Genomic DNA, 23457 nt, shown 5'->3' on the forward strand with positions numbered 1-23457 from the left:
TCCCACGCATGCGCGCAGGCGTTGTACGTTCCTCCAAGACGAGGCCCGAAACGGACCGGCTGACCGGTGGAGGCACCGTGCTATTGGCAGAGCTTTTGGAGACGCCCAGCCTGGGCCTGCGGCTCCTGCACGCGCCCGAGGGCTCGCTGGAGCGTCCGGTGGGCCGCACGATCACGATCGACCTGCTCGAGCCCGGCCGCTATCTGAACGGTGGCGAGCTCGTCCTGACCGGCCTCGTCTGGCGCCGCCGGCCCGAGGACAGCGAGACGTTCGTGTCCTCGATCGCGGACGGCGGTGCGACCTGCCTGCTGGCCGGCGCGGCCCTCCTCGGCGCGGTGCCCGACGATCTCGTCGAGGCCTGCCGCCGCCATCAGGTCGCCCTGGTCGAGGTGCCCGGTGACGTGGCGTTCGCCGACGTCACCGAGTACGTCGCGGCCGCCGGCGCCGCCGGCGAGAGCGCCCGGATGTCGGCCAGCCTGGCGCGCCAGCGCCAGCTCCTCTCCGCCATCGCCTCAGGCCGCAGCCTCGACGAGCTGGCCGCCCGGGTGGCCTCCGAGATCGGCCATGCGTGCCGGGTGCTCACCGCGAGCGGCCGACATGTCGTCCCTGGCCCAGGCGAGCTCGATCCCGAGACCGTCGACGCGCTCACCCGCCGCTTCCTGACCGCCGACCTGCTGCCGGCTGTGGCGGAGGTGGGCGACCGCAGCTACTCCCTGTTCCCCGTCGGATCGGGCCTGGCCGATCGGGTCACCGGATGGACCGTGGCCGTCGAGGGCGACCACACCACCTGGCCGCGGGAGGACCTCGACATGGTCCACGAGTTCGGGGCCATCACCGCCCTGGACCGTTCCCGCCGCGACGAGGGGTTCCGCGTCCGCCGGCCGCTGGCGGCCGCGACCCTCGCCCACCTGGAGGCCGGCGCCTCACCTGCCGAGATCGCCACCGGCCTGCGCCAGTCCGGGATCGATCCCGACCGTCCGGTCGTCCTCGCCGTGGCCGAGCTCGGGCCGGGCGGGCCACCCGACGCGGTGGCCGCGGTGCTCGAGGACGTGGCGCTCGGCCTGGGACCGTCCGTCGTGGCCAGCGCCCGCGATGGGTGCGCGGTCGCGTTCCTTCCGTCCCGCCCGGACCTCACCGACCAGCTGCGCCGATCGCTCACCCGGCTGGCGCCCGCCCTCGTCCGCGGCTCGCTGTCGGTGGGGCTGAGCGGCGAGAGCGGGATCGAGGCACTCGCCGGCGCACTCGAGGAGGCGCGCTTCGCCCATCGGGTCGCCCGCTCCGGCGGCGGCGCGGTGGCCCTGTCCAGCTCCGAGGAGGTCACCTCCCACGTGCTGCTGCTCGCCACTGTCCCCGACGACATCCGCCGCACCTACGCCCAGCGCGTCCTCGGCCCCGTCCTCGAGCACGACCAGCGCACCGGGAGCGATCTGGTGCCGACGCTCGACCGGTTCCTGGCGTACGCCGGGTCGTGGACGCGCACCGCGGAGTCGCTCCATCTCCACGTCAACAGCGTGCGCTACCGGATCTCCCGGGTCGAGGAGCTGACCGGCCGTGACCTGACCACGATGGAGGACCGCGTCGACGTGTTTCTGGCCCTCAGATCGCTGTGACCTATCTGATCGAAACGCGCGCTGGCCGGCCGGCGGTGTAACACGTCGTTCGTAGTACTACTCGCCCTATTGGAACGACCGGATAGTGCTACGAACAGCGTGTTACACACATCCCGGCGCGGAGATTCACGCCGCAGAAACGGCCACGAAACCGGCCGCGCGCCATTCTGGAGCATCACACAAAGGCCACATCCGCGCAGACCCCATCTTCGGATGATCGGCGGGTGCCGCTCGGAGCCCCGAGGGACCAGGCTGTGGGGTAAGTCACAGCTCACCTGCCCACCAGGGCGCCCCCGAGAAAGGTGTGAGGATGAACGCGAGAGCAGTCCTGAGGTCGATACGGCCGCAGAAGAAGGTCGGTGCCGGCCCCACCCACCCCGTGGACGAGGTGCTCCCGGCGGGCAAGCTCGCCGTCTACGGCCTCCAGCACGTGCTCGCGTTCTATGCCGGTGCGGTGATCGTGCCGATCCTGCTCGCCAACTCGATCGGGCTGAGTCAGCAGGAGCTGATCCACCTGATCAACGCCGACCTGTTCACCTGCGGCATCGCCTCGATCATCCAGTCGGTCGGCTTCTGGAAGGTCGGCGTACGCCTGCCGCTGCTGCAGGGCGTCACCTTCACCGCCGTCTCGCCGATGATCGCGATCGGGCTCGCCGCCGGCGGGGGCACCGACGGACTGCTCGTCATCTACGGCGCGGTGATCGTCGCCGGTCTGGCGACCTTCTTCATCGCTCCCTACTTCAGCCGGCTGATCCGGTTCTTCCCGCCGGTCGTGACCGGCTCGGTGATCACCATCATCGGCATCGCGCTGCTGCCGGTCGCGGCCGCGGACGCGACCGGTGGCGCCGGCCCGACCTCGGACCCCACGAGCGGCCGCAACCTGGCGTACGCCCTGGGCACCCTGGCCCTGATCGTGGTCATCCAGCGGGTGTTCAAGGGCTTCATGGCCACCGTCGCCGTGCTCGTCGGCCTGGTCGTCGGCACCCTCGTCGCCTGGGCTCTCGGGGACGCCCACTTCGACGCGGTCGCCGGCTCCGACTGGGTCGGCGTCACCACGCCGTTCCACTTCGGCTGGCCACAGTTCTCCGCCGCCGCGATCGTGTCCATGATCGTGGTCATGCTGATCACCGCCGTCGAGACCACCGGTGACGTCTTCGCCACCGGCGAGATCGTGGAGAAGCGGATCGGCCGCACCGACATCGCCCGGGCCCTGCGCGCCGACGGCCTGGCCACCACGATCGGCGGCGTCTTCAACTCCTTCCCCTACACCTGCTTCGCCGAGAACGTCGGCCTCGTCCGACTGACCCGGGTCAAGAGCCGCTGGGTCGTCGCCGCGGCCGGTCTGATCATGGTCCTGATCGGCCTGCTCCCGAAGGTGGGCGCGATCGTCGCCGGCATCCCCCACCCGGTCCTCGGCGGCGCCGCGCTGGCCATGTTCGCCACGGTCGCGGTCGTCGGATTCCAGACCCTCAGCAAGGTCGACTTCCACGACCACCGCAACGTGGTGATCGTGGCGACCAGCGTCGGTCTGGCCATGTACGTCACCGCGCAGCCCGAGGTCGCCCAGGCCGTCCCGGGGTGGGCCGAGATCATCTTCGGCAGCGGCATCACCCTGGGCAGCCTGACCGCGATCCTGCTCAACGTCCTGTTCCACCACGTCGGCCCCGACTTCGGACCGGCCGTCGCCGGTCAGCCCGGCGAGGGCGTCCGGCTCGACCAGGTCAACCAGATGGGACGTACCGAGTTCGTGGAGACGTTCGACGGTCTCTTCCAGGGACCCCGGTGGATGGTGGAGCGGGCCTGGGAGCAGCGACCGTTCACCGACACCCACGCCCTGCGCCGCGCCTTCCAGGACGCCCTGTTCAGCGGCTCGGCCGAGGAGCAGCGCGAGCTGATCGAGGCCTACCCCGAGCTCGGTTCGAAGCTGGTCTCGGAGGGGATGGTCGGTGAGGAGTCGCTGCGCGACCAGTCCTCGAAGGGCCTGACCCACCTGGCCGAGCCGGACCAGGAGGCGCTGACCTCCCTCACCGACGCCTACCACGAGCGGTTCGGCTTCCCGCTGGTCATCTCCGTACGCGACTCCGACTCGCTCGACCGGATCCTCGCCGAGGGTCGCGAGCGGCTCGGCAACTGCGAACGCCAGGAGCACGCTGCCGCACTGATCGAGATCGCCAAGATCGCCGGCCACCGCTTCGACGACTTCCTGCGCGACGCCAACCCCATCCACAGCGCCCGCACCCGCAACCCGATCCGGAGCCAACGATGAGCACACCCAGCGCCCCCAGTGTCACCGTCAACGGGGACCAGGTGCCCCTGACCGGGGTCGCCACGCACACCACCGTCCTCGACTGGCTGCGCAACCGCGGCCTGACCGGCGCCAAGGAGGGCTGCGCCGAGGGCGAGTGCGGTGCCTGCTCGGTGCTGGTCGCCCGGCCCGGCACCACCTCGCCGACCGAGTGGACCTCGATCAACGCCTGCCTCGTCCCGGTCGCCGCGCTCGACGGCCAGGAGGTGGTGACCAGCGAAGGTCTCGGGTCCAGCGACGACCTCCACCCGGTCCAGCAGGAGCTCGCCGTACGCGGCGGTTCGCAGTGCGGCTACTGCACGCCGGGCTTCGTCTGCAGCCTGGCCGCGGAGTACTACCGCCCGAGCCGTGAGCCCTCCGCCGACGGCGCCCCCTGCGACCACGAGCACGGCCCGAACGGCGTCGACCTGCACGCGCTGAGCGGCAACCTGTGCCGCTGCACCGGCTACCGCCCGATCCGCGACGCCGCCTACGCCCTCGGCGCCCCCGAGGCCGACGACGCGCTCGCCGCGCGACAGCAGCAGCCTCCGCCCGAGCCGCGACCGACCCGGATCGCAGTCGACGGCGCCGAGTTCGTACGCCCGGAGACACTCACCGAGGCGCTCGACCTGATCACCGAGTGGCCGGCGGCGCAGGTCGTCGCCGGCTCGACCGACTGGGGCGTGGAGGTCAACCTCCGCGGTCGCCGCGCACCACTGGTGGTGGCGGTGGACCGCCTGCCCGAGCTGCGTGAGCTCTCCTTCCGGACCGGCCACGTCGAGATCGGCGCGGCCCTCACCCTGACCGAGATCGAGCGCAAGCTCAACGGACGGGTGCCGCTGCTGGCCGAGCTGTTCCCACAGTTCGCCTCGCGGCTGATCCGCAACGGCGCGACGATCGGCGGCAACATCGGCACCGCCTCGCCCATCGGCGACGCCCCGCCGGCACTGCTCGCGCTCGACGCCGAGGTGGTCCTGGCCTCGCCCCGCGGCGAGCGGGTCGTCGCGCTGGCCGACTACTTCACCGGCTACCGGGAGACGGTCCGTGCCGCCGACGAGCTGATCCGCAGCGTACGACTTCCGTTGCCGTTGGCTCCGCTCGTCGGCTTCCACAAGATCGCCAAGCGCCGGTTCGACGACATCTCCAGCGTGGCCGTGGGCTACGCGCTCGAGATCGCCGACGGCACGGTGGCCCGCGCCCGGATCGGCCTCGGCGGCGTCGCCGCCACCCCGTTGCGTGCCGTCGCCACCGAGGACGCCCTCGTTGGGCAGCCCTGGACCGAGGAGTCCGTACGCCGCGCCGCAGCCGTCCTGGCCGGGGAGGGCACCCCGATGGACGACCACCGCGCCAGCGCGTCCTACCGCTCGGCGATGCTGGGCCAGTCCCTGCTGCGCCTGTTCCACACCCACCCGGAGACCCACACGGACCGCGAGGAGGTGCCCGCATGAGCGCCCTGTCAGAACGCCCCGACAACCCCGTCGTCGGGATCCCGCTGCCGCACGAGAGCGCCGCGCTGCACGTCACCGGCGAGGCGCTCTACACCGACGACCTCGTCGGACGGATCGCCGGCACGCTGCACGCCTGGCCGGTCCAGGCCCCGCACACCCATGCCCTGGTCACCGCGCTGCGCACCGCGCCCGCCTATGCGGTGCCCGGCGTCGTGCGTGTGCTGACCGCCGAGGACGTACCGGGTCTCAACGACGCCGGTGTGAAGCACGACGAGCCGCTCTTCCCGACCGAGGTGATGTTCCACGGCCATGCGGTGTGCTGGGTGCTCGGCGAGACCCAGGAGGCGGCCCGGCTGGGCGCGGCCGCGGTCGAGGTCGACTACGAGCCCTTGCCGTCGCTGGTGACGGTGAAGGAGGCGATCGCGGCGGAGAGCTTCCAGGGGACCCCGCGCAACCTCGCCCGCGGCGACGCCGAGGCTGCTCTGGAGAGCGCCGCCCACGTCTTCGAGGGCGAGTTCGAGTTCGCAGGTCAGGAGCACTTCTACCTCGAGACCCACGTCTCGCTGGCGCTGGTCGACGAGGGTGGCCAGGTGCTGGTGCACAGCAGCACCCAGCACCCCTCCGAGACCCAGGAGATCGTCGGCCACGTGCTCGGCGTACCGAGCCACGAGGTCACCGTCCAGTGCCTGCGGATGGGTGGCGCGTTCGGCGGCAAGGAGATGCAGCCGCACGGCTACGCCGCCATCGCCGCGCTCGGCGCCAAGCTGACCGGCCGGCCGGTACGACTGCGCCTCAACCGCACCCAGGACATCACCATGTCCGGCAAGCGCCACGGCTTCCACAGCATTTGGCGAGCCGGGTTCGACGACGAGGGCCACATCGTCGCTCTCGAGGCCACCCTCACCGCCGACGGCGGCTGGAGCCTCGACCTCTCCGAGCCGGTGCTGGCCCGCGCGCTGTGCCACATCGACAACGCCTACTGGGTGCCCAACATCCGTGTCGACGGCCGGGTGGCGCGCACCAACAAGACCTCGCAGACCGCCTTCCGCGGCTTCGGCGGCCCCCAGGGCATGCTCGTCATGGAGGACCTGCTCGGCCGGTGCGCACCCTTGCTCGGCATCGATCCGATCGAGCTGCGGCGCCGCAACTTCTACCAGCAGGATCAGACCACGCCGTACGGCCAGCCGGTGCGCCAGGCCGACCGGCTCGCTGCCTGCTGGGACCAGGTCGCCTCGTCCGGAGAGGTGGCTCGACGCCGCGCGGAGATCGCTGATTTCAACAGTCGGCACCCGCACACCAAGCGAGGCCTGGCGATGACGCCGGTGAAGTTCGGCATCTCGTTCAACCTCACCGCCTTCAACCAGGCCGGCGCCCTCGTTCACGTCTACAAGGACGGCTCGGTGCTGATCAACCACGGCGGCACCGAGATGGGACAGGGCCTGCACACCAAGATGCTCCAGGTCGCCGCGACGGCCCTGGGGCTCCCGTTGGACCGCGTACGCCTCGCCCCCACGCGCACCGACAAGGTGCCCAACACCTCGGCGACCGCGGCCAGCTCCGGCGCCGACCTCAACGGCGCCGCGATCAAGAACGCCTGCGAGCAGATCCGCGAGCGGCTCGCCCAGGTCGCCGGCGGCCATCTCGGGATCAGCCCCAGCGACGTACGTTTCGACGACGGCGTCGTCCGCGGTCTGTCGCCTGCTTCGGGGTCGATCGGCTGGAACGAGCTGATCAACACCGCCTACCACCAGCGGGTGCAGCTGTGGGCGGCCGGCTTCTACCGCACCGAGGGCCTGCACTGGGACCCCAACCTCATGCAGGGCGAGCCGTTCAAGTACTTCGCCAACGGCGTGGCCGCCGCCGAGGTCGAGGTCGACGGGTTCACCGGGGCCTACACGCTGCGGCGCGTCGACATCGTCCACGACGTCGGCGACAGCCTGAGCCCGCTGATCGACATCGGCCAGATCGAGGGCGGCTTCGTGCAGGGCGCCGGCTGGCTGACCCTGGAGGACCTGCGCTGGGACACCTCCGAGGGCCCCAACCGTGGCCGGCTGGCGACCCAGGCGGCGAGCACCTACAAGCTGCCGAGCTTCTCCGAGATGCCCGGTGACTTCCGGGTGAAGCTGCTCGAGAAGGCCCACGAGGAGGGTGCCGTCTACGGCTCCAAGGCCGTCGGCGAGCCCCCGTTGATGCTCGCCTTCTCCATGCGCGAGGCGCTGCGTGAGGCGGCCGCCGCGTTCGGCCCTGCCGGGACCAGCGTCGAGCTGGCCTCCCCCGCGACCCCGGAGGCCGTCTACTGGGCGCTCGACAAAGCGCGTACGCCCCAGGCCCCCGAGACGAGCGACGCCGGCGCCGAGCCGGCCATGGCCGGGGAGAGGTGAGGACATGGAGTGGCTGAAGGCCGTCCAGCGGCTGCGCGAGCAGCGGGTTCCCGGCGTACTCGTGACCCTGACGTCCGTGCGCGGTCATTCGCCACGCGAGGCCGGGGCGAAGATGGTCGTCTCGGCCGAACGCACCTGGGCCACCGTCGGTGGCGGCAACCTCGAGGCGGTCGCGATCGAGCGCGCCCGGGCGATGCTCACCGAAGGTGGCGGGGTGCCGGAGAGCCTGAAGGTGTCCCTCTCCGACAAGGCGCCCTACCAGCACGGCGTGCAGTGCTGTGGTGGCGAGGTCGAGCTGCTGCTCGAGCCGTTGCCCGTGGTCCCGTCCGTGGCCGTCTTCGGGATGGGCCACGTCGGGGTCGAGCTGGCCCGCATCCTGGCCCGCCACGACCTCGAGCTGCACCTCGTCGACTCCCGCGCCGCCCAGCTCTCGCCTGACCACCTGCGAGGCCTGGACGACGCCGTCGCCGGCATCCACGTCCATGAGGTGCCGGTGCTGCCCGAGCTCGTGATCAGCGAGCTCCCCGAGGGCACCCACGTCCTGATCATGACCCACGACCACGCCGAGGACGCCGCGCTGTGCGACGCGGCTCTCCGCGCCTCGCAGCTGGCGTCGATCGGGCTGATCGGCTCGAGCGCCAAGTGGAGCCGGTTCCGGGCCAAGCTCGCCGACGAGGGGCACACCCCCGAGGCGATCGCCCGGATCACCACCCCCATCGGCCTCCCGGATCTCGGTGGCAAGGAGCCGGCCACGATCGCGGTCAGCGTCGCGGCCCGGCTGCTGCAGCTCTTCGCGGGGGTCTCGACAAGCTCGACCACCGACGTATCGACCGAACAACAAGCAAGGTGACATCCCGAATGACGCTCTACCGAGGAACCTTCCTCGACACCCCCTCCGACCCGTTCTCCGGCGGCGAGCTCCGCACCGAACAGGACGGCGCCCTCCTCGTACGCGACGGTGTGATCCGCGCCCGCGGATCCTTCGCCGACCTCCGCGCCCAGCACCCCCAGGAGGACGTCGTCGACCTCTCCGGCGGCTTCGTGCTGCCCGGATTCGTCGACACCCACGTGCACTTCCCGCAGGTACGCGTCATCGGCGGTCTCGGCATGCCGCTGCTCGACTGGCTGGACCAGACCGCCCTCCCCGAGGAGGCGCGCCTGGCCGACACGGCCTACGCCGCGGGCGTGGCCATTGACTTCGTACGCGGCCTGGTCGGCGCCGGCACCACCACGGCGCTGGTCTTCGGCAGCCACTTCGCGCCCGCCGTCGACACGGTCTTCGCCGAGGCCGCCCGGGTCGGGCTGCGGATCACCAGCGGCCTCGTGGTCAGCGACCGGCTCATCCGCGAGGACCTGTTCACCGATCATTCCCGGGCACGGAAGGAGTCGCTCGCGCTCGCGGCCCGCTGGCACGGCGTCGGTCGGGCCCGCTACGCCGTGACGCCACGGTTCTCCCTGTCGTGCTCCGAGCCGCTGCTCGAGGCCTGCGGTGACGTGCTGCGTGCGGTGCCTGGTGCGATGTTGACCTCCCACGTCAACGAGAACACCCGCGAGATCGAGACCGTCGAGGAGCTCTGCGGCTGCGACTACGTGACCTCCTACGACCGCCACGGCCTGGTCGGCCCCGGCACCGTCCTGGCGCACAACGTGCACCCGACCGACCCCGAGCTCGCCCTGCTGGCCGCCCGCGGCGCCGCCGTCGCCCACTGCCCCTCCAGCAACGCCGCCCTCGGCAGCGGCCTCTTCCCCCTCGCCCGCCACCGCGCCCACGGCGTACGCGTCGCGATGGGCTCCGACGTCGGTGCCGGCACCGGGTTCTCCCTGCTCAAGGAGGGCCTGGGAGCGTACGTCGCCCAGCAGCTCCTCGGCGACGCCGGCCACCCCCTGACCCCCACCCACCTCCTCCACCTGGCCACGGTCGCCGGCGCCGAGGCCCTCGGCCTCGGCGCCTCGGTCGGCGACTTCTCCGTCGGCCGCCGCTTCGACGCCCAGTGGATCAAGCCCGCCCCGAGCACCCCCCTCGACGTAGGCCTCGCCCACGCCGCCGACGCGGGTGACGCCTTGGCGAAGATGTTCGCCCTCGGCACCCCCGCCGACGTACGCAGCGTCTGGGTCGAGGGCGAGCTCGTCAACGCCCCCGACCCCCACCTGGTCGGCTGACCCCCGCCGAGGCGTCACCGCCCGTCGGCCGAGGCGTCAGCCCGGTTGGCCGAGGCGTCCGCCACTTCTCCCAACACCACCAGTAGCTCGACCGTCCTCCCGCCTTCACCAGACGATGACACCTTGTGAGCAATTCACAAGGTGTCATCGTCTGGTGAAGCCGACTTCGGTGAGGATCACCTCCTCTCGATGTCGTCGTCGAGCCGGTCCCCGAAGCCCTCACGAGAGTCCTGCGAGGCAGCGAAGACAGAGGCGCCGGAGCGGTTGCCGACGGTGATCTCGTTGAACAGCAGGTTCAGGACGACGGCGACCAAAGCGGTGGCGCTGATGCCGGAGTGCATGACCACTCCGAGCCAGGACGGGAAGGCGTCCCAGAAGGTCGGGGCGGCGATCGGCAGGATCCCGACAGCGAGAGCCACGGAGACGATCACCATGTTGAGGTTGTCCTCGTAGTCGACCCGGGACAGCGTGCGGATCCCGGATGCCGCGACGGAGCCGAAGAGCACGATGCCGGCGCCGCCGAGCACGGGGTACGGGATGGCGGCGACGACCGCGCCGACGACGGGCAGCAGCCCGAGCAGCAACAGGACGAGACCACCGGTCGCGACGACGTACCGACTGCGGATGCCGGTCAGGGCCACCAGCCCGACGTTCTGTGCGAACGCGCTGCACGGGAACGTTCCGAACAAGGGCGCAACCGTCGTCGCGGCCATGTCGGCGCGGAGACCGCGAGCGACACGTCGAGCGTCGACGTCGGTCTCCACGATCTCCCCGATCGCCAGGATGTCGGCGGTCGTCTCGGTCATGATCACCAGGATCACGATCGTCATCGAGACGATCGCACCGACCTCGAAGGTCGGGCTGCCGAAATGGAGCAGCGGTGGCAGCGCGACGAGGTCGGCCTTGCCGACCGCCGAGAAGTCGGCACGACCGGCGGCGACGGCGATCAGGGTGCCGATGACCAGCCCGATCAGGATCGACAGACGTGAGATCGCGCCCTGGAACACCCGGCTGATCACCAGGATGATGACCAACGTCAGACCCGCATAACCGATGTTGGTCATCGAGCCGTAGTCCGGCGCGGAGGCGTCGTTGCCCATCGCCCACCGGAACGCCACCGGCATCAGCGAGAGCCCGATGACGGTGATGATCGTGCCGGTGACGACGGCCGGGAAGAGCCGGACGAGCTGGGCGAAGAACGAGGAGAGCACCAGCCCGATCAGACCGGCGACGATGATCGCGCCGAAGACGGGACGCAGGCCGTCCTCGCTGGCGATGGTGACCATCGTCGACACGCTGGCGAACGAGATCCCCTGCACGATCGGCAGCCGGCTGCCGAAGGGCCCGAGACCGAGCGTCTGCAGCAGCGTGGCGAGGCCCGAGACGAAGAGGCCTGCGGTCACCAGGAGCGCCAGGTCCGTGCCCGAGAGGCCCGCGGCACCCCCGACGATGAGCGGCGGCGCGATCACGCCGCCGTACATCGTCAGGATGTGCTGCGTGCCGTAGGCGAGGAGCTGGCCCGGTGGATGCCGTTCGTCCTCGGGACGGGTCGAGACCGATGCGGTTGCCTGTCTCCTACGACCGAGCATGGCCGGGCCTCAGCAGAATCCGGGGATGGCGTGCCAGGCGTTGCCGGCGTCAGGGGCCTCGTCGCGTACGACCGAGGCTTCGATCAGGCCATAGGGCCGGTCCGCGGCGAAGAAGACCTCGCCGGGGTTGTCCAGGCCGAACGGCGAGAGGTCGGAGAGGAAGTGGTGCTTGTTGGGCGCGGAGAACTTGATCTCGGCGACGTCACCGTGCTGCTCGAGCACCGAGGTGCCCATTCCGTTCAGGGTCTGCTGCAGGGCGAGACTGTGGATCTCCGCGAACCGCTGCAGCAGCAGCGCCCGGATGGAGTCATACGCCTTGTCCCAGTCGATCTCGGTGCCGGAATAGCGCCAGCGGGCGACGAGCGAGGTCGCCAGGATCCGGTCGGTGGTCTCCTGCAGGGTGGTGTACTCGTCTTTGAGGAACCCGTGGAACTCCGAGCCGGTCGACTTCAGCACGACCAGGTCCTTGATGCCGGAGACGACGTGCGCCACCCGGTCCGCCCCACGCCCGTCGACGTTCACCACGGTGGTGCGTACGCCGCCACCCGATCGCACGAAGGAGTGGTCATGACCCGCCCCGTCGACCTCGATCCGGTCCCAGGCGTACTCGTCGATCTCGACCCGGGCGCCCTCGGCGGCCGGGCAGGCCTCGAGGTAGCGATCGGCGAGCGCGAGCGCGAACTCCTCGATCGAGGCGACGCCGATCTTCTTCGCGTAGGCGAAGACGGTGTTCTTCTGGGTGTCGGTGGGCAGCACGTCCTGCTGGTCGCCGCTCGTGTGGGCGTCGTCGAAGCGGCCACGCAGCGCGGTGGAGACGTTGAGGTCCCGGATCTGGTGGCGAGGCGTGTCGCGGTAGATGCGTACGACGCGGTTCTCGGCCTTGCCGTACTGGTTGGTGCCAAGGTGGATGGGCATGTCAGCTCCCTCGGTAGGTGGAGTAGGCGAACGGGCTCAGCAGAAGTGGCACGTGGTGGTGCCGCCGATCGGTGACCGCGAAGGTGACGAGGACCTCCGGGTAGAAGCACTCCTGACCCGTCGCCGCGTAGTAGGCGGCGGTGTCGAACCGGAGCTGGTAGGTGCCGGCAGGAGCCTGATCGGGCCCCAGGTCGGTCACCCGGCCGTCGTCGTCGGTGGTGGCGTCGGCGAGGACGGAGGACGGGGTGGCGTCGTCGGGGTCGATCCGGCTGAGCCGGACCGGGACACCGGCGGCCGGGCGGCCGAGCGCGGTGTCGAGTACGTGGGTGGTGATGGCGCTGGTGCTGTGCTGCCTGGTCATGGGGAGACCTCCTCGACGGCCAGGACCCGCTCGAGGCGCAGCAGCGCGATCTTGCGCAGCTCGTCGGCGACCACGGCCGCTTCCTCGTCGTGCTCGTTGCCGAGCCGCCCGCGGAGCGAGGCGAGGACCTGGTCGGCCGAGAGGCCGGTCGCGCAGATCAGGAAGACACGACCGAAGCGCTCCTCGTAGACCCGGTTGGCCTCGGCAAGGGCACGTGCGGTGGCCGGGTCGGTGCCCACCGCGGCCTGCTCGCGCCGCGACCAGGCGGCCTCGGCGTGCTCGCCCGCGGCGCGCTCCCCGATCCGGGGGTGGGCGGCCAGCGCTTTGTCGACGTCCGCCGCGGTGAACCGCCGGGCGGCCTCGTCGGCCGCCCGGACGACATCGGCCTCGTCGGTGTAGGGACGCCCGGCCAGGACGGCGGCGACCCAGCTCGGCGCGTCGCAGCAGGCCTGCAGCGCAGGTCGCACGACATCCGCCGGTGAGGTGTTGAAGCTCTGGAGATCCATGAACCGTTCTCTCTCGCTATGCGGAAACTAATTTCCGTACAACGACAACGATGGCATGTGTCTCTCGTCACAGTCAACAGTTTGTTGAAAAGTCTGAGCTACTCCCGCTCGCGGTTCAAGTAGTTGTAGACCGTGAACCGGGTGACGCCGAGCGCCGCGGCCACGATCTCGGCGCTCTTGCGGTAGTCGAAGGCGCCGCGCTCCTCGAGCAGGCGCACCGCGCGCTGCTTCCCCTGCCGGTCCAGGGTCCGGAGATCACCACCGAGACTCTCGGCGACCTCGGCGAGCAGCCCCTCCAACCCGCCGGCCGTACGCCGCGGCGCGCTGCGTCCCTCGACGCGCACCTGGAAGGTGATCTGGTCGGCGCCGTGGTCCAGTCCTGCGGCCACCACGTCGGCGAGGGTGGCCAGGACGGCATCACGTTCGCCACGAACCGAGGTGCCCAACGGCCCGAAGTCGCACTCCAGACCGGCCTCGCGGGCGGCTTCGAGGGCCGCCGTCGCGTGCTCGGGAGGCTCGCCCTCGCCACGGAAGGGTTCGGTGGTGAACTCTGCTTCGACGCGCATGGCGGCAGGCTACCCAGCCTGCCGCCACGCTTCCGGCAGGCTCAGACGACCCGCCGACGGGCCAACTCGGCCAGCTCGGCCAGCTCGGCCTGGTCGATCCCGGCCAGCCGCTCGACCTCGTCGGCCGCGACCGCGCCGCACTCCACCCCGCGCAGCACGAAGGCGGCCAGCGCGGCGGCCGTCGCCGGCTCGTCGAGATAGCTGGAGTCACCGCCGTGGACGTACGCCCGCAGCCGGGCCGAGGCGACCTCGAGCCCGTCCCGGAAGAACGCATAGGTTGCGACGTAGCGGCTGGGGAGCTGGGCCGGATGCAGGTCCCAGCCCTGGTAGATCCCGCGGGCGAGCGAGCGGGTCGCCAGGCGGGAGTGGAGCCGCCAGGCGGCGCGTACGGCCGACGCGTCCCCGACCGGGAGCACGTTGGTCGAGCCGTCGGAGACGAAGACGCCGGTGCCGGCAGCGGCCACCTGCATCACGTCCTTGGCGTGGTCGGCGACCGGGTGCTCCATGCTCTGGTAGGCAGCGGCGACGCCGAGCGAGGCGGAGTAGTCGTACGTCCCGTAGTGCAGTCCCGTGACCCGGCCCGACCCGGCGGCGATCATCCGGGCGACCAGCGCGGTGCCGTCGGAGCCGAGGATCGCCTGCGGCGTCTCGACCTGGATCTCGAACCGCAGGCTGCCAACCTCGATCCCGTGGGTCGCCTCGAGCGCGGACAACGCGGTGACCATCGCGGTCACCTGCTCCACCGAGGTCACCTTGGGCAGCGTGATGACGAAGCCGTCGCTCAGACCGCCCTCGCGGACCAACGAACCCAGGAACAGGTCCAGGGTGCGCAGTCCCCGTCGCCGTGTCGGAGCCTCGAACGACTTGATCCGGATGCCGTGGAACGGCGGCGCGGCGCCGTCGCGGACGGTGGCCGCAAGGGCCCCGGCGGCCGCGACCACAGCATCGTCCTCGTCGGCATCCGGCCGGGCTCCGTAGCCGTCCTCGAAGTCGATCCGTAGGTCCTCGATCGGCTCGGCAGCGAGCTTGGCGCGCACCCGGTCGTAGATCGCGTCGGCCAGATCGACACGAAGACCGAACACCTCGGCGACCTCGGCAGGCGAGCCGCCGAACTCGTCCAGCGCGGCGACAGATTCGGCCGACCACTGCGCGACCATCTTGTCCGAGTAGCGGTCGCCGGGGACGTAGACCGTGTGCACCGGCTGGCGTACGCCACGATCCCCCGGATAGCCGGCGGCCAGCGCCGCGTCGGCCCCGGCGAGATCCCGATCGAGCCGCGCAACAAGCTCCTCGAGGTGACTCATGCACCCACCACCTGGTCGTAGGCGGGGAGGGTCAGGAAGTCGATGTAGTCGTCGGCGAGCGCGACCTCCTCGAAGATGGTGCGGGCCTGCTCCAGACGGTGCTCGATCCCGTCGGCCGCCGCGAGCAGCTTCGCCATCTCCTCGTCCAGGACCCGGCGTACGAGCTCGGCCGTCACCTGGGTGCCGTCGTCGAGCTTCGACGAGTTGTGCACCCACTGCCAGATCTGCGAACGCGAGATCTCGACGGTGGCGGCGTCCTCCATCAGGTTGTGGATGGCGACGGCGCCGGCACCGCGGAGCCAGGCGTCGAGGTAGACCAGCGAGACCTCGACGTTGTCGCGCAGCCCGGCGAGGGTGATCGCACCACCCGCGGAGGCGACGTCGAGCAGGTCCTCAGCGGCGACCGAGACGTCGTCGCGCTGCCGGTCGACCTGGTTCGGCCGATCGCCGAGGACACCGTCGAAGATCTCCCGGCAGATCGGGACCAGGTCGGGGTGGGCCACCCAGGAGCCGTCGAAGCCGTCGCCGGCCTCGCGCTCCTTGTCCTCGCGGACCTTGGCGAAGGCGATGGCGTTGACCTCCTGGTCGCGACGGCTCGGGATGAAGGCGGCCATCCCGCCGATGGCGTGGGCGTTGCGGCGGTGGCAGGTCTTGACCAGCAGCTGGGCGTACGCACGCATGAACGGCGAGGTCATCCCGACCGTGGCGCGGTCGGGCAGCACGAAGGCGGGGCCGGCGTCGCGGAAGTACTTGATCAGGCTGAACAGGTAGTCCCAACGCCCGGCATTGAGCCCCGAGGCGTGGTCGCGCAGCTCGTAGAGGATCTCGTCCATCTCGAACGCGGCCGGGATGGTCTCGATGAGCACCGTCGCGCGCACGGTGCCGTGCTGGATCCCGAGCTCCTCCTGCGCAAACGTGAACACGTCGTTCCACAGCCGCGCCTCGAGGTGGCTCTCCATCTTGGGAAGATAGAAGTACGGCCCGCTCCCCCGCTCCACGAGCTCGCGGGCGTTGTGGAAGAAGTAGAGCCCGAAGTCGACCAGGGCGCCGACGACCGGCTTGCCGTCGACCAGCACGTGCTGGTCGTCGAAGTGCCAGCCGCGGGGGCGCATCACGATCGTGGCCAGCCGCTGGTCCTGCTTGAGCTCGTAGAGCTTGCCCTGCGGCGACATCGCGGAGATGTCGCGCCGGATGGCGTCGTACAGGTTCACCTGGCCGCCGATCACATTGCCCCAGTGCGGCGTGCTGGCATCCTCCATGTCGGCCAGCCAGACCCGAGCGCCGGAGTTGAGCGCGTTGATCGTCATCTTCCGGTCGGTCGGGCCGGTGATCTCGACCCGGCGGTCGAGGAGGTCCTCGGGCACCGGCGCCACGGTCCAGTCGCCGGCGCGTACGTCTGCCGTCTCCGGCAGGAAGTCGAGCCGGCCGGTGCGCGCGACCTCCTCGCGGCGGATCCTGCGGGCGGCCAGCAGCTCGTCACGGCGGGCCCCGAAGCGTCGCTGCAGCTCCGCGACGAAGTCGAGGGCCTCAGGGGTGAGGATCTCGGCTCCCCGCTCGACCTCGCCACCGGTGATCTGAATGTTCACGAGCTCCACCCTCCCAGGGCCACAGTTTTCCTTTGAATGGATTCTTCTTTCCGCATTGCGGATATTAATCTCACCTGACAACCGACGCAACCAACGGTTTTTCCTCTACACGACGCTAGACTTCCATCATCCGGAAGTCAGTACCCATGGGATCGGGAGTTCAGGTGAGCGAGAACGAGAAGGCGCCGAAGGCACGCGCCGGTGCCGTGCAGTCGATCGAGCGGGCCTTCGGCCTGCTCGAGACGATGGCCGACGCGGGCGGAACCATGGGTCTGTCCCAGCTCTCCGCCGCATCCGGTCTGCCGCTGCCGACCATCCACCGGCTGGTGCGCACGCTCGTCGACCTCGGCTACCTCCGCCAGGAGGCCAACCGGCAGTACGTCCTCGGCCCCAAGCTGATCCGGCTCGGCGAGAGCTCCTCGCGCATGCTCAGCACCTGGGCCCGCCCGCACCTGGCCCGGCTCGTCGACGAGGTCGGCGAGTCGGCCAACCTGGCGATGCTCGACGGCGATCAGATCGTCTACGTCGCCCACACCGAGTCGCGCCAGTCGATGCGCATGTTCACCGAGGTCGGCCGGCGGGTGTCCCCGCACTGCACCGCCGTCGGCAAGGCGATCCTCGCCGACATGGCTCCCGACCAGGTCCGCGACATCCTCCGCCGCACCGACATGGTCCCCTACACCTCGACCACGATCACCGACCGCAACGACTACCTCGACCAGCTCGATCAGGTCCGCGACCGCCACTACGCGATCGACGAGGGCGAGCAGGAGGCAGGCGTACGCTGCGTGGCCGTCGCCGTCCCCGACTACGCGCCGCGGCTGGCGATGTCCATCAGCGGGCCCACCGGGCGGATGACTGACGAGCTCATCGAGCGCGCGGTCCCGCTGCTCACCGAGGCCGGCAAGCAGCTCGCCGCCGACCTGGCCTGAACTCGCACCGAGCGGCGTCCCCACGGGGCGCCTCCGGACGTGGTACGTATTGCGGTTCCGGGCCACGTCGACCCGGTAGATCTCGGGAGATCTCCATGTTGCCCACCGACGCCGGGCTGAACCGCCGCACACTGCTCCAGGGAGCCGCCGCCATCGCGGGGCTCACCGTCCTGTCCTCGTCCTCGGTCGCCTCCGCGACCTGGGCCGGCGAGCCGCACCAGAGCCCCATCCGCATCACCCCCGGCGACACCGAGCCGGCGCACCTGCCCACGCTCCATGTCCACTACCCCCACGACGCCACGGTCACGATGACGTACGTCCGTGAGGACGCCGACGACCCCGACGGCTGCGCGGTGCGCGGCCACGAGGAGACCGTGCGCGCCGAGCTTCCGCCCGGCGCCGGGTCGCTCACGGTCGAGGGCGTGACGTACGGCCTGGCGCAGTTCCACTGGCACACGCCGAGCGAGCATCGCCTCGCCGCCCGGGACTACCCGATCGAGATGCACTTCGTGCACCAGGACGCGACCGGCCACACCCTGGTCATCGGCGTCTGGGTACGCCCCGGCCGGACCAACCAGACCCTCGGCCGCCTCTACGAGCACCTGGTCTCCGAGTGCGCCGCCGCCGACCCGGTCGGCCACATCGACGTCGGCGCGCTCCTGCCGCGCCGGCACGCCTCCTACCGCTACGACGGCTCCCTCACCACGGCCCCCTACACCGAGGGCGTCCAGTGGGTGATGCTCACCGAGCCCATCACCGCCTCGCCGCGCCAGATCGAGCGCCTCCGCACGATGTTCCCGACCGGCAACCGCCGCGACGTCCAGGACATCACCGACCGCACGGTCCTCTCCGACGCGATCAGGCGCTGACCGCACTCACCAGCCAGAAGGACGGGTGTTGCCGAGCACCCGGGTCACGGTGATCTCGATGACCACCCGCTCCGGGTTGGGTCGAGGCTGCCGGTAACGCTCGGCGTACCGCCGCTCGGCGTCGGCCACCGACTCCGCGTCGTCCTTGACCACCGCGGTGCCCTCCAGCGTGCACCACCGCCGCCCGTCGACCTGACTGACCGCTGCCTGCGCGCCGTCCCCGGCCGCGCGTACGTTGCGGACCTTCTTGCTGCCCGCGCTGCTGATGATGCGCGCGATGCCGGCCTCCGGATCGAACGTCACCCCCACCGGGACGAGATGCGGGCTGCCGTCCGGGCGGCTCGTGGTCAGGAAGCACACTCGCCGCTCCCGCCAGAACTCGTCGTTCTCCGCGGCCGAGGGAGTTGCGTCGACTGTCATAGGTGCTCCTTATCGGTGAGGTCAGCGGTCGTCGCCGCTGCCACCGATGGCGCCGCGCTGCTGACGATCGGCGAGCTTCTTGATGTTGAGCTCGGCGACGTCCGCGAGCGGGAGCCCGAAGTGGTCAGCGAGGACTGCCAGGTACCACAGTGTGTCGCCGAGCTCCTTGGCGAGATCATCGAGGTCCCACTGGGCGAAGTCGCTGTCGTGGTCCCGGATGATCTTCTTCGCCTTCTCGGCGATCTCACCCGTCTCGCCGACCAGCCCCAGCAGCAGATGGAACACCTCGTTGGGCGTGCCCTTCGACGCCGCCGTGCGCAGCGCTGCCTGCTGGTAGGCGTTCATGTCCATCACCAGAACTTATCGCGCCTCCCGCTCAGACGGTCGGGACGGTCCCGCCGTCGATCACGTACTCGGCGCCCACGATCGCCGAGGCGCGGTCCGAGACCAGGAACCCGACCAGGTCGGCGATCTCCTCGGTGTTCGCGAACCGTCCGAGGGGTACGCCGCCGAGGGAATCGAAGATGGTCTGCTTGGCTGCCTCACGGGTGAGCCCGTTGCCCTCGGCGATCCGGTCCACGAATCCCTCGTAGGCCTCGGTCTCGATTCCGCCGGGGGCTGATCGCGTTGACCCGTACGCCGCGCGGGGCGAGCTCGTTGGCGAGCCCCTTGCTGTACGTGCGCAGTGCGGCCTTCGCTGCTGCGTACGCCAAGGTCGCGTCGTGCAGGGGCAGCTCACGCTGGATCGAGGTGATGTGCAGCACCACGCCCGAGCCGGACGCGATCATCGCCGGAAGAAGGGTTCGGTCCAGACGTACCGCTCCGAGGAGGTTGAGGTTCAGCTCGGTGAGCCACTGGTCGTCGGTGATGACCGCGAACCCTCCGGGCGGTGTCGACGACCCGCCGACGACGTGCACCAGGATGTCGAGCGTGCCGCCGACCTCGGCGATCCGAGCGGCCACGGCGTCGGTGCCGTCAGCCGTCGAGATGTCCGCTTCGATGAATCGGTCGGGGTGCTCGTACCCCTCGGGCATGGTGCGCGCCGTGACGTACACGTCGGCACCCATCTCTCGCAGTCTCTCTGCGACGGCCTTGCCCGAGCCCTTCGAGCCGCCCGTGACCAGCGCCCGGCGACCGTCGAGACGGTCGCGATCTGAGATAGACATTGTTCTCCTGTGAAGATCGAAGTGTGTGATGTGGTCAGGCCGGGTGGTTGGCGATGACGAGCTCGGCGATGAGGCCGTCCCGCAGCGCGAACCGGTAGTCGAGCTCGGCGACGCCGCCCGGGAAGCTGCCCTCCAGCCGCAGGGTGACCACCCAGTGGGTGTCGTCGGCGCGGTGGGTGCCGATCTGCTCGGTCGTGTACTCGAACTCGGACCCGGCGTCCCGCAGGAACGCGTGGACCACCTCTCGTCCGCGGAAGGTCTGGTCCTGGTCGACGATCACCGCGTCCTCGGTGAGGAACGACGAGGCGGTGTCGGCGTCGTAGGCGATGTGCGCGGTGAGGAAGTCGCGCACGGTGGTCGGGAGCAGGTCGGACGGGATCTCGGTGTGCTGTGTCATGACCCCACCGTGCGGCGTCCCGCCGCGGGAGGGTCAAGCGGTGGACTCTCCCCCTGGGGGAGCGTTCACAATGAGGGGGTGCTGACCATCGGGGAGTTCTCGCGACTGACCCACTTGAGCGTACGGACGCTGCGCCGATATCACGAGGCGGCCCTGCTGGAACCCGCCGTGGTGGACGAGACCACCGGTTACCGCTACTACGGCGTCGACCAGATCCCGACCGCGCAGGTGATCCACCGGCTCCGCGAGCTCGACGTCCCCCTGAGCGATGTGCGACAGATCCTGCGAACCCCCGATCCCGGTGTCCGGGCGGCCCTGGTCGCCGGCCACCTGCAACGCCTCGAGGACGTGCTCGACCGCACCCGGGCCGCGGTCGTCTCGCTGCGCCGCCTGCTCCAACCCGACCCCGCGCCGATCGACGTCGAGCTGCGCGCGGAGCCCGCCCGGACGGTCGCGGCGGTGGAGGCCGTCGTCGGGCACGACGACATGGAGTCCTGGTACGCGGGCGCGATGGCCGAGCTCGAGGCGGCCGTCGGCGCCGCCGTGACCGGGCCGCCGGGCGGCAGCTACGACAACGCACTCTTCGAGCAGGAGCGCGGCCACGCGTTCGTCTACCTGCCGACCGCTGCGCCACCCCGCACCGGACGCGTGCACCCCGCAACTCTGCCGGCCGCGGAGCTGGCCGTCACCACCCACGTCGGCGAGCACGACGGCATCGAGGTCACGTACGGCGAGCTCGGGACCTGGGTGGTGGAGAACGCGATGTCGGTCGCCGGGCCGGTGCGGGAGGTCTACCTCGTCGGCCCTCGCGACACGAGCGATCCCGCTGCGTGGCGCACCGAGATCGGCTGGCCGGTCTTTCGCGTCACCTGACAGCAGCGGACTACGGCTCGACACAGCCGGACAAGCGAAACACCCCGGTGGCCAACGTTTCCGCTGGCCACCGGGGTGTTCTCCCAGGCGTGGCAGGTGAAGGATTCGAACCTTCGAAGGCAAAGCCGACGGATTTACAGTCCGCTCCCATTGGCCGCTCGGGCAACCTGCCTGGGTTGTGCGCGCGCCCCTCCAGAGAGGATCGCGACAGCAAGAAACAATAGCGCAGGGGCTGGCGGCGTACGAAAACGGGACGAGGTCCTAGGGTGAGACAGGTACGTTCCCGGGGCATAGTCCTGGCCGGAAGCTAGAGGAGAGAGTCATGGCTGACTCGTCGTTCGACATCGTGAGCAAGATCGACCGCCAGGAGGTCGACAACGCGCTGAGCCAAGCCGCACGTGAAGTCGCGACGCGGTTCGACTTCAAGGGGACCAACGCGACGATCGAGTGGAGCGGTGAGCACGCGATCGAGATCTCCGCGTCCGCCGACGACCGCGCCAGCGCGGTGCTCTCGGTCTTCCAGGACAAGCTGATCAAGCGCCAGCAGTCGCTCAAGATCCTCGACGCGAGCGAGCCGCGTCAGTCCGGGCAGCAGTCGAAGATCTCGATCACGCTCAAGGAGGGCATCTCCTCCGAGGACGCGAAGAAGATCTCCAAGCTGATCCGCGACGAGGGTCCCAAGGGCGTCAAGGCGCAGATCCAGGGCGACGAGCTCCGCGTGTCCTCCAAGAAGCGCGACGACCTGCAGACCGTGATCTCCCTGGTCAAGGCCCAGGACTACGACTTCGCGGTCCAGTTCATCAACTACCGCTGAATCGCTGCGCCTGTGTCGTCGCCGCAGCGAGCGCGGCGACGAAGGCAGCTGGCGAGCCGGCACGTCGAAACAGGGCACGTTGCCTGTCGGCCCCGCCACCGACGGCACGCAGACGGTTGATGGTGGAGAGCACCAACGCTTCGTCTCCGTGTGCCCGCAGATATGGCTGAACTCGGGTGACCATCGCATCGACCAGCTGCCCGGTGCGCACGAGCCGGCCTGTCGGCGGATCGGGCGCCACTCCGCGGAGGCCCCCTCGAGCGGCGGACCGGCAGGACCGCTGAAGCAGTTCCTGCGGGACGGTTACTTCAGGCCGCGCGGCAACCGCGTCGTCGACTGCCATGCTGATCAGCGCGCGCACCAGCCCGGCGTACGCCACGGTTTCCTCAGCGGTCAGGCTCATGTCGGCCGCTCTGACCTCGATGGTGGGGTATCTGGGTGAGAGGCGTGCCAGGAAGTACACGCTGCGGCTGTCCATTGCCAGGCCCGACGCGACGGCCTGGTCGACCATCTGGTCGTACGCCTCCGCCGAGCGCACCGGTGGGGCAGGCGTGAAGGTTTGCCATCGCGAGGCGAGGTTGAAGCGCTGGCTGGCCCAGCCGGTGACCTCGCCCTCCCAGATGGGTGAGTTCGCAGTCAGTGCGATGAGAGGCGGCAACCAGGAGCGGAACCGGAGCAGTGCTTCCACGGCCAGCTGTCTGGTCGGCACACCGACGTGGACATGGCAGCCGCAGGTTCCGTTGGTGCGCATGGCCTCCGGGAACAGTCGCGCGAGCTCGTTGTAGCGAGGTTCATTCGTCACCTGGGGTGGGTCGGGCAGCCCGAAAGGCGATACTCCGGTGGCGACGGCAATGACGCCGTGACGGCTCGCAACCTCCGCGACCCGGCGACGCATGGTGATCAGGGCGTCATGGACTTCCGCGAGGGTGGTGCACACCGGCGTGCGTGCCTCCACCATGAACAGCATCGACTCGGCGACGACGCGTGTCGGGTAGCCACACTCGCGGATGATCGGGACCGCGGCCGGGACGACCGCACCGCTGCGCGGGTCGAGCAGGGTGAACTCCTCCTCCACCCCGACGGTCGGCGCACAGCTGTCGTCAGCCGATCCACCCAGCCCGCTCACGGCGGCAGGCGTGCTGCCCCGGTCGAAAACAGTCGCGCGCATGCCCTCGCCTTCCCCGTCGGTCGATCAACCACCAGCCTCGGAGGCCGACCACTGCGCAGGCAGGGCCGAGAAGCACGCCACCGAAGGACCTTGGGCACTGACCCGGAC

Annotated in this window: 23 protein-coding genes and 1 tRNA gene; 10 read left to right on the plus strand and 14 right to left on the minus strand. The window is 70.3% G+C overall.

Going from position 1 to position 23457, the window contains the following annotated elements:
• Positions 1-83: 83 nt before the first annotated feature.
• The 6 genes from OG984_RS18275 to OG984_RS18300 all read left to right on the plus strand — a co-directional run bounded on the left by OG984_RS18275 (position 84) and on the right by OG984_RS18300 (position 9883).
• Positions 84-1610, plus strand: coding sequence for a PucR family transcriptional regulator (locus OG984_RS18275; protein WP_328527647.1), 1527 nt, complete (start codon positions 84-86; stop codon positions 1608-1610).
• A 310-nt stretch (positions 1611-1920) separates the two neighbouring features.
• Positions 1921-3876, plus strand: a complete 1956-nt coding sequence (gene uraD, locus OG984_RS18280; protein ID WP_328527648.1) for a 2-oxo-4-hydroxy-4-carboxy-5-ureidoimidazoline decarboxylase — start codon at positions 1921-1923, stop codon at positions 3874-3876.
• A complete protein-coding gene (locus OG984_RS18285; protein ID WP_328527649.1) occupies positions 3873-5342 on the plus strand; it encodes a xanthine dehydrogenase small subunit in 1470 nt (489 codons plus the stop codon). The genes uraD (OG984_RS18280) and OG984_RS18285 overlap by 4 nt, the downstream gene beginning before the upstream one ends.
• Positions 5339-7723, plus strand: a complete 2385-nt coding sequence (gene xdhB / locus OG984_RS18290) for a xanthine dehydrogenase molybdopterin binding subunit (protein WP_328527650.1) — start codon at positions 5339-5341, stop codon at positions 7721-7723. The genes OG984_RS18285 and xdhB overlap by 4 nt, the downstream gene beginning before the upstream one ends.
• Positions 7724-7727: 4 nt before the next feature.
• Positions 7728-8573 carry a xanthine dehydrogenase accessory protein XdhC gene (xdhC, locus tag OG984_RS18295; protein WP_328527651.1) on the plus strand — a complete coding sequence of 282 codons (846 nt, stop codon included), beginning with the start codon at positions 7728-7730 and terminating at the stop codon, positions 8571-8573.
• Between the two features lie 8 nt (positions 8574-8581).
• Positions 8582-9883: a guanine deaminase gene (locus tag OG984_RS18300; RefSeq protein WP_328527652.1), complete on the plus strand. Its 1302-nt coding sequence runs from the start codon at positions 8582-8584 to the stop codon at positions 9881-9883.
• Positions 9884-10059: 176 nt separating this feature from the next.
• On the opposite strand, the gene OG984_RS18305 is transcribed toward OG984_RS18300, so the two are convergent.
• From OG984_RS18305 to aceB, 7 genes are all read right to left on the minus strand, one after another.
• A complete protein-coding gene (locus OG984_RS18305; protein WP_328527653.1) occupies positions 10060-11472 on the minus strand; it encodes a nucleobase:cation symporter-2 family protein in 1413 nt (470 codons plus the stop codon).
• A gap of 9 nt (positions 11473-11481) precedes the next feature.
• Positions 11482-12387: a factor-independent urate hydroxylase gene (pucL, locus tag OG984_RS18310; protein WP_328527654.1), complete on the minus strand. Its 906-nt coding sequence runs from the start codon at positions 12385-12387 to the stop codon at positions 11482-11484.
• A 1-nt stretch (position 12388) separates the two neighbouring features.
• Positions 12389-12748, minus strand: coding sequence for a hydroxyisourate hydrolase (uraH, locus tag OG984_RS18315; protein WP_328527655.1), 360 nt, complete (start codon positions 12746-12748; stop codon positions 12389-12391).
• Positions 12745-13254, minus strand: a complete 510-nt coding sequence (gene uraD / locus OG984_RS18320; RefSeq protein WP_328527656.1) for a 2-oxo-4-hydroxy-4-carboxy-5-ureidoimidazoline decarboxylase — start codon at positions 13252-13254, stop codon at positions 12745-12747. Before uraD (OG984_RS18320) ends, uraH begins: the two co-directional genes overlap by 4 nt.
• 98 nt (positions 13255-13352) lie before the next feature.
• The gene (locus tag OG984_RS18325) at positions 13353-13820 is read right to left on the minus strand and encodes a helix-turn-helix domain-containing protein (RefSeq protein WP_328527657.1); all 468 of its coding nucleotides are present in this window, start codon (positions 13818-13820) and stop codon (positions 13353-13355) included.
• Positions 13821-13861: 41 nt separating this feature from the next.
• Positions 13862-15124, minus strand: a complete 1263-nt coding sequence (locus OG984_RS18330) for a DUF6986 family protein (protein ID WP_328527658.1) — start codon at positions 15122-15124, stop codon at positions 13862-13864.
• Positions 15121-16710, minus strand: a complete 1590-nt coding sequence (gene aceB, locus OG984_RS18335; protein WP_328527659.1) for a malate synthase A — start codon at positions 16708-16710, stop codon at positions 15121-15123. Before aceB ends, OG984_RS18330 begins: the two co-directional genes overlap by 4 nt.
• A gap of 164 nt (positions 16711-16874) precedes the next feature.
• On the opposite strand from aceB, the gene OG984_RS18340 reads away from it, so the two are divergent.
• Positions 16875-17642 (plus strand): IclR family transcriptional regulator, encoded by a 768-nt coding sequence (locus OG984_RS18340; RefSeq protein WP_328527660.1) that lies wholly within the window; start codon positions 16875-16877, stop codon positions 17640-17642.
• A gap of 95 nt (positions 17643-17737) precedes the next feature.
• Positions 17738-18511, plus strand: coding sequence for a carbonic anhydrase family protein (locus OG984_RS18345; protein ID WP_328527661.1), 774 nt, complete (start codon positions 17738-17740; stop codon positions 18509-18511).
• Positions 18512-18517: 6 nt separating this feature from the next.
• Here the strand turns inward: OG984_RS18345 and OG984_RS18350 are convergent, their stop codons facing one another.
• From OG984_RS18350 to OG984_RS18370, 5 genes are read right to left on the minus strand one after another with little or no spacing between them, the layout of a single operon-like run.
• Complete coding sequence (locus tag OG984_RS18350) at positions 18518-18931, minus strand: PPOX class F420-dependent oxidoreductase (protein WP_328527662.1); 414 nt, start codon at positions 18929-18931, stop codon at positions 18518-18520.
• A 21-nt stretch (positions 18932-18952) separates the two neighbouring features.
• Positions 18953-19282, minus strand: a complete 330-nt coding sequence (locus OG984_RS18355; protein WP_328527663.1) for a nucleoside triphosphate pyrophosphohydrolase family protein — start codon at positions 19280-19282, stop codon at positions 18953-18955.
• 25 nt (positions 19283-19307) lie between these two features.
• Positions 19308-19511, minus strand: a complete 204-nt coding sequence (locus OG984_RS18360; protein ID WP_328527664.1) for an SDR family oxidoreductase — start codon at positions 19509-19511, stop codon at positions 19308-19310.
• A complete protein-coding gene (locus OG984_RS18365) occupies positions 19474-20097 on the minus strand; it encodes an oxidoreductase (RefSeq protein ID WP_328527665.1) in 624 nt (207 codons plus the stop codon). Before OG984_RS18365 ends, OG984_RS18360 begins: the two co-directional genes overlap by 38 nt.
• 34 nt (positions 20098-20131) lie before the next feature.
• Complete coding sequence (locus tag OG984_RS18370) at positions 20132-20494, minus strand: nuclear transport factor 2 family protein (RefSeq protein ID WP_328527666.1); 363 nt, start codon at positions 20492-20494, stop codon at positions 20132-20134.
• A gap of 78 nt (positions 20495-20572) precedes the next feature.
• On the opposite strand from OG984_RS18370, the gene OG984_RS18375 reads away from it, so the two are divergent.
• Positions 20573-21367: a MerR family transcriptional regulator gene (locus OG984_RS18375; RefSeq protein ID WP_328527667.1), complete on the plus strand. Its 795-nt coding sequence runs from the start codon at positions 20573-20575 to the stop codon at positions 21365-21367.
• Positions 21368-21457: 90 nt separating this feature from the next.
• On the opposite strand, the gene OG984_RS18380 is transcribed toward OG984_RS18375, so the two are convergent.
• Positions 21458-21539 (minus strand) — tRNA-Tyr (locus tag OG984_RS18380).
• A gap of 150 nt (positions 21540-21689) precedes the next feature.
• Between OG984_RS18380 and OG984_RS18385 the strand changes: the two genes are divergently transcribed.
• Positions 21690-22181, plus strand: coding sequence for a YajQ family cyclic di-GMP-binding protein (locus OG984_RS18385; RefSeq protein WP_008356498.1), 492 nt, complete (start codon positions 21690-21692; stop codon positions 22179-22181).
• Here the strand turns inward: OG984_RS18385 and OG984_RS18390 are convergent.
• Positions 22168-23349, minus strand: a complete 1182-nt coding sequence (locus OG984_RS18390) for a carboxylate-amine ligase (protein ID WP_328527668.1) — start codon at positions 23347-23349, stop codon at positions 22168-22170. The two genes, OG984_RS18385 and OG984_RS18390, sit on opposite strands and share 14 nt — an antisense overlap.
• Positions 23350-23457 lie beyond the last annotated feature (108 nt).

It is taken from the genome of Nocardioides sp. NBC_00368, assembly GCF_036090055.1.
Classification (GTDB): Bacteria; Actinomycetota; Actinomycetes; order Propionibacteriales; family Nocardioidaceae; genus Nocardioides.

Excerpts from the sequence above, each read along its gene's own strand:
- uraD (WP_328527648.1), top strand. The coding sequence starts at position 1,921 with ATGAACGCGAGAGCAGTCCTGAGGTCGATACGGCCGCAGAAGAAGGTC.
- OG984_RS18285 (WP_328527649.1), top strand. The coding sequence starts at position 3,873 with ATGAGCACACCCAGCGCCCCCAGTGTCACCGTCAACGGGGACCAGGTG.
- xdhB (WP_328527650.1), top strand. The coding sequence starts at position 5,339 with ATGAGCGCCCTGTCAGAACGCCCCGACAACCCCGTCGTCGGGATCCCG.
- xdhC (WP_328527651.1), top strand. The coding sequence starts at position 7,728 with ATGGAGTGGCTGAAGGCCGTCCAGCGGCTGCGCGAGCAGCGGGTTCCC.
- OG984_RS18300 (WP_328527652.1), top strand. The coding sequence starts at position 8,582 with ATGACGCTCTACCGAGGAACCTTCCTCGACACCCCCTCCGACCCGTTC.
- OG984_RS18305 (WP_328527653.1), bottom strand. The coding sequence starts at position 11,472 with ATGCTCGGTCGTAGGAGACAGGCAACCGCATCGGTCTCGACCCGTCCC.
- pucL (WP_328527654.1), bottom strand. The coding sequence starts at position 12,387 with ATGCCCATCCACCTTGGCACCAACCAGTACGGCAAGGCCGAGAACCGC.
- uraH (WP_328527655.1), bottom strand. The coding sequence starts at position 12,748 with ATGACCAGGCAGCACAGCACCAGCGCCATCACCACCCACGTACTCGAC.
- uraD (WP_328527656.1), bottom strand. The coding sequence starts at position 13,254 with ATGGATCTCCAGAGCTTCAACACCTCACCGGCGGATGTCGTGCGACCT.
- OG984_RS18325 (WP_328527657.1), bottom strand. The coding sequence starts at position 13,820 with ATGCGCGTCGAAGCAGAGTTCACCACCGAACCCTTCCGTGGCGAGGGC.
- OG984_RS18330 (WP_328527658.1), bottom strand. The coding sequence starts at position 15,124 with ATGAGTCACCTCGAGGAGCTTGTTGCGCGGCTCGATCGGGATCTCGCC.
- OG984_RS18345 (WP_328527661.1), top strand. The coding sequence starts at position 17,738 with ATGTTGCCCACCGACGCCGGGCTGAACCGCCGCACACTGCTCCAGGGA.
- OG984_RS18350 (WP_328527662.1), bottom strand. The coding sequence starts at position 18,931 with ATGACAGTCGACGCAACTCCCTCGGCCGCGGAGAACGACGAGTTCTGG.
- OG984_RS18355 (WP_328527663.1), bottom strand. The coding sequence starts at position 19,282 with ATGGACATGAACGCCTACCAGCAGGCAGCGCTGCGCACGGCGGCGTCG.
- OG984_RS18365 (WP_328527665.1), bottom strand. The coding sequence starts at position 20,097 with ATGTCTATCTCAGATCGCGACCGTCTCGACGGTCGCCGGGCGCTGGTC.
- OG984_RS18370 (WP_328527666.1), bottom strand. The coding sequence starts at position 20,494 with ATGACACAGCACACCGAGATCCCGTCCGACCTGCTCCCGACCACCGTG.
- OG984_RS18385 (WP_008356498.1), top strand. The coding sequence starts at position 21,690 with ATGGCTGACTCGTCGTTCGACATCGTGAGCAAGATCGACCGCCAGGAG.
- OG984_RS18390 (WP_328527668.1), bottom strand. The coding sequence starts at position 23,349 with ATGCGCGCGACTGTTTTCGACCGGGGCAGCACGCCTGCCGCCGTGAGC.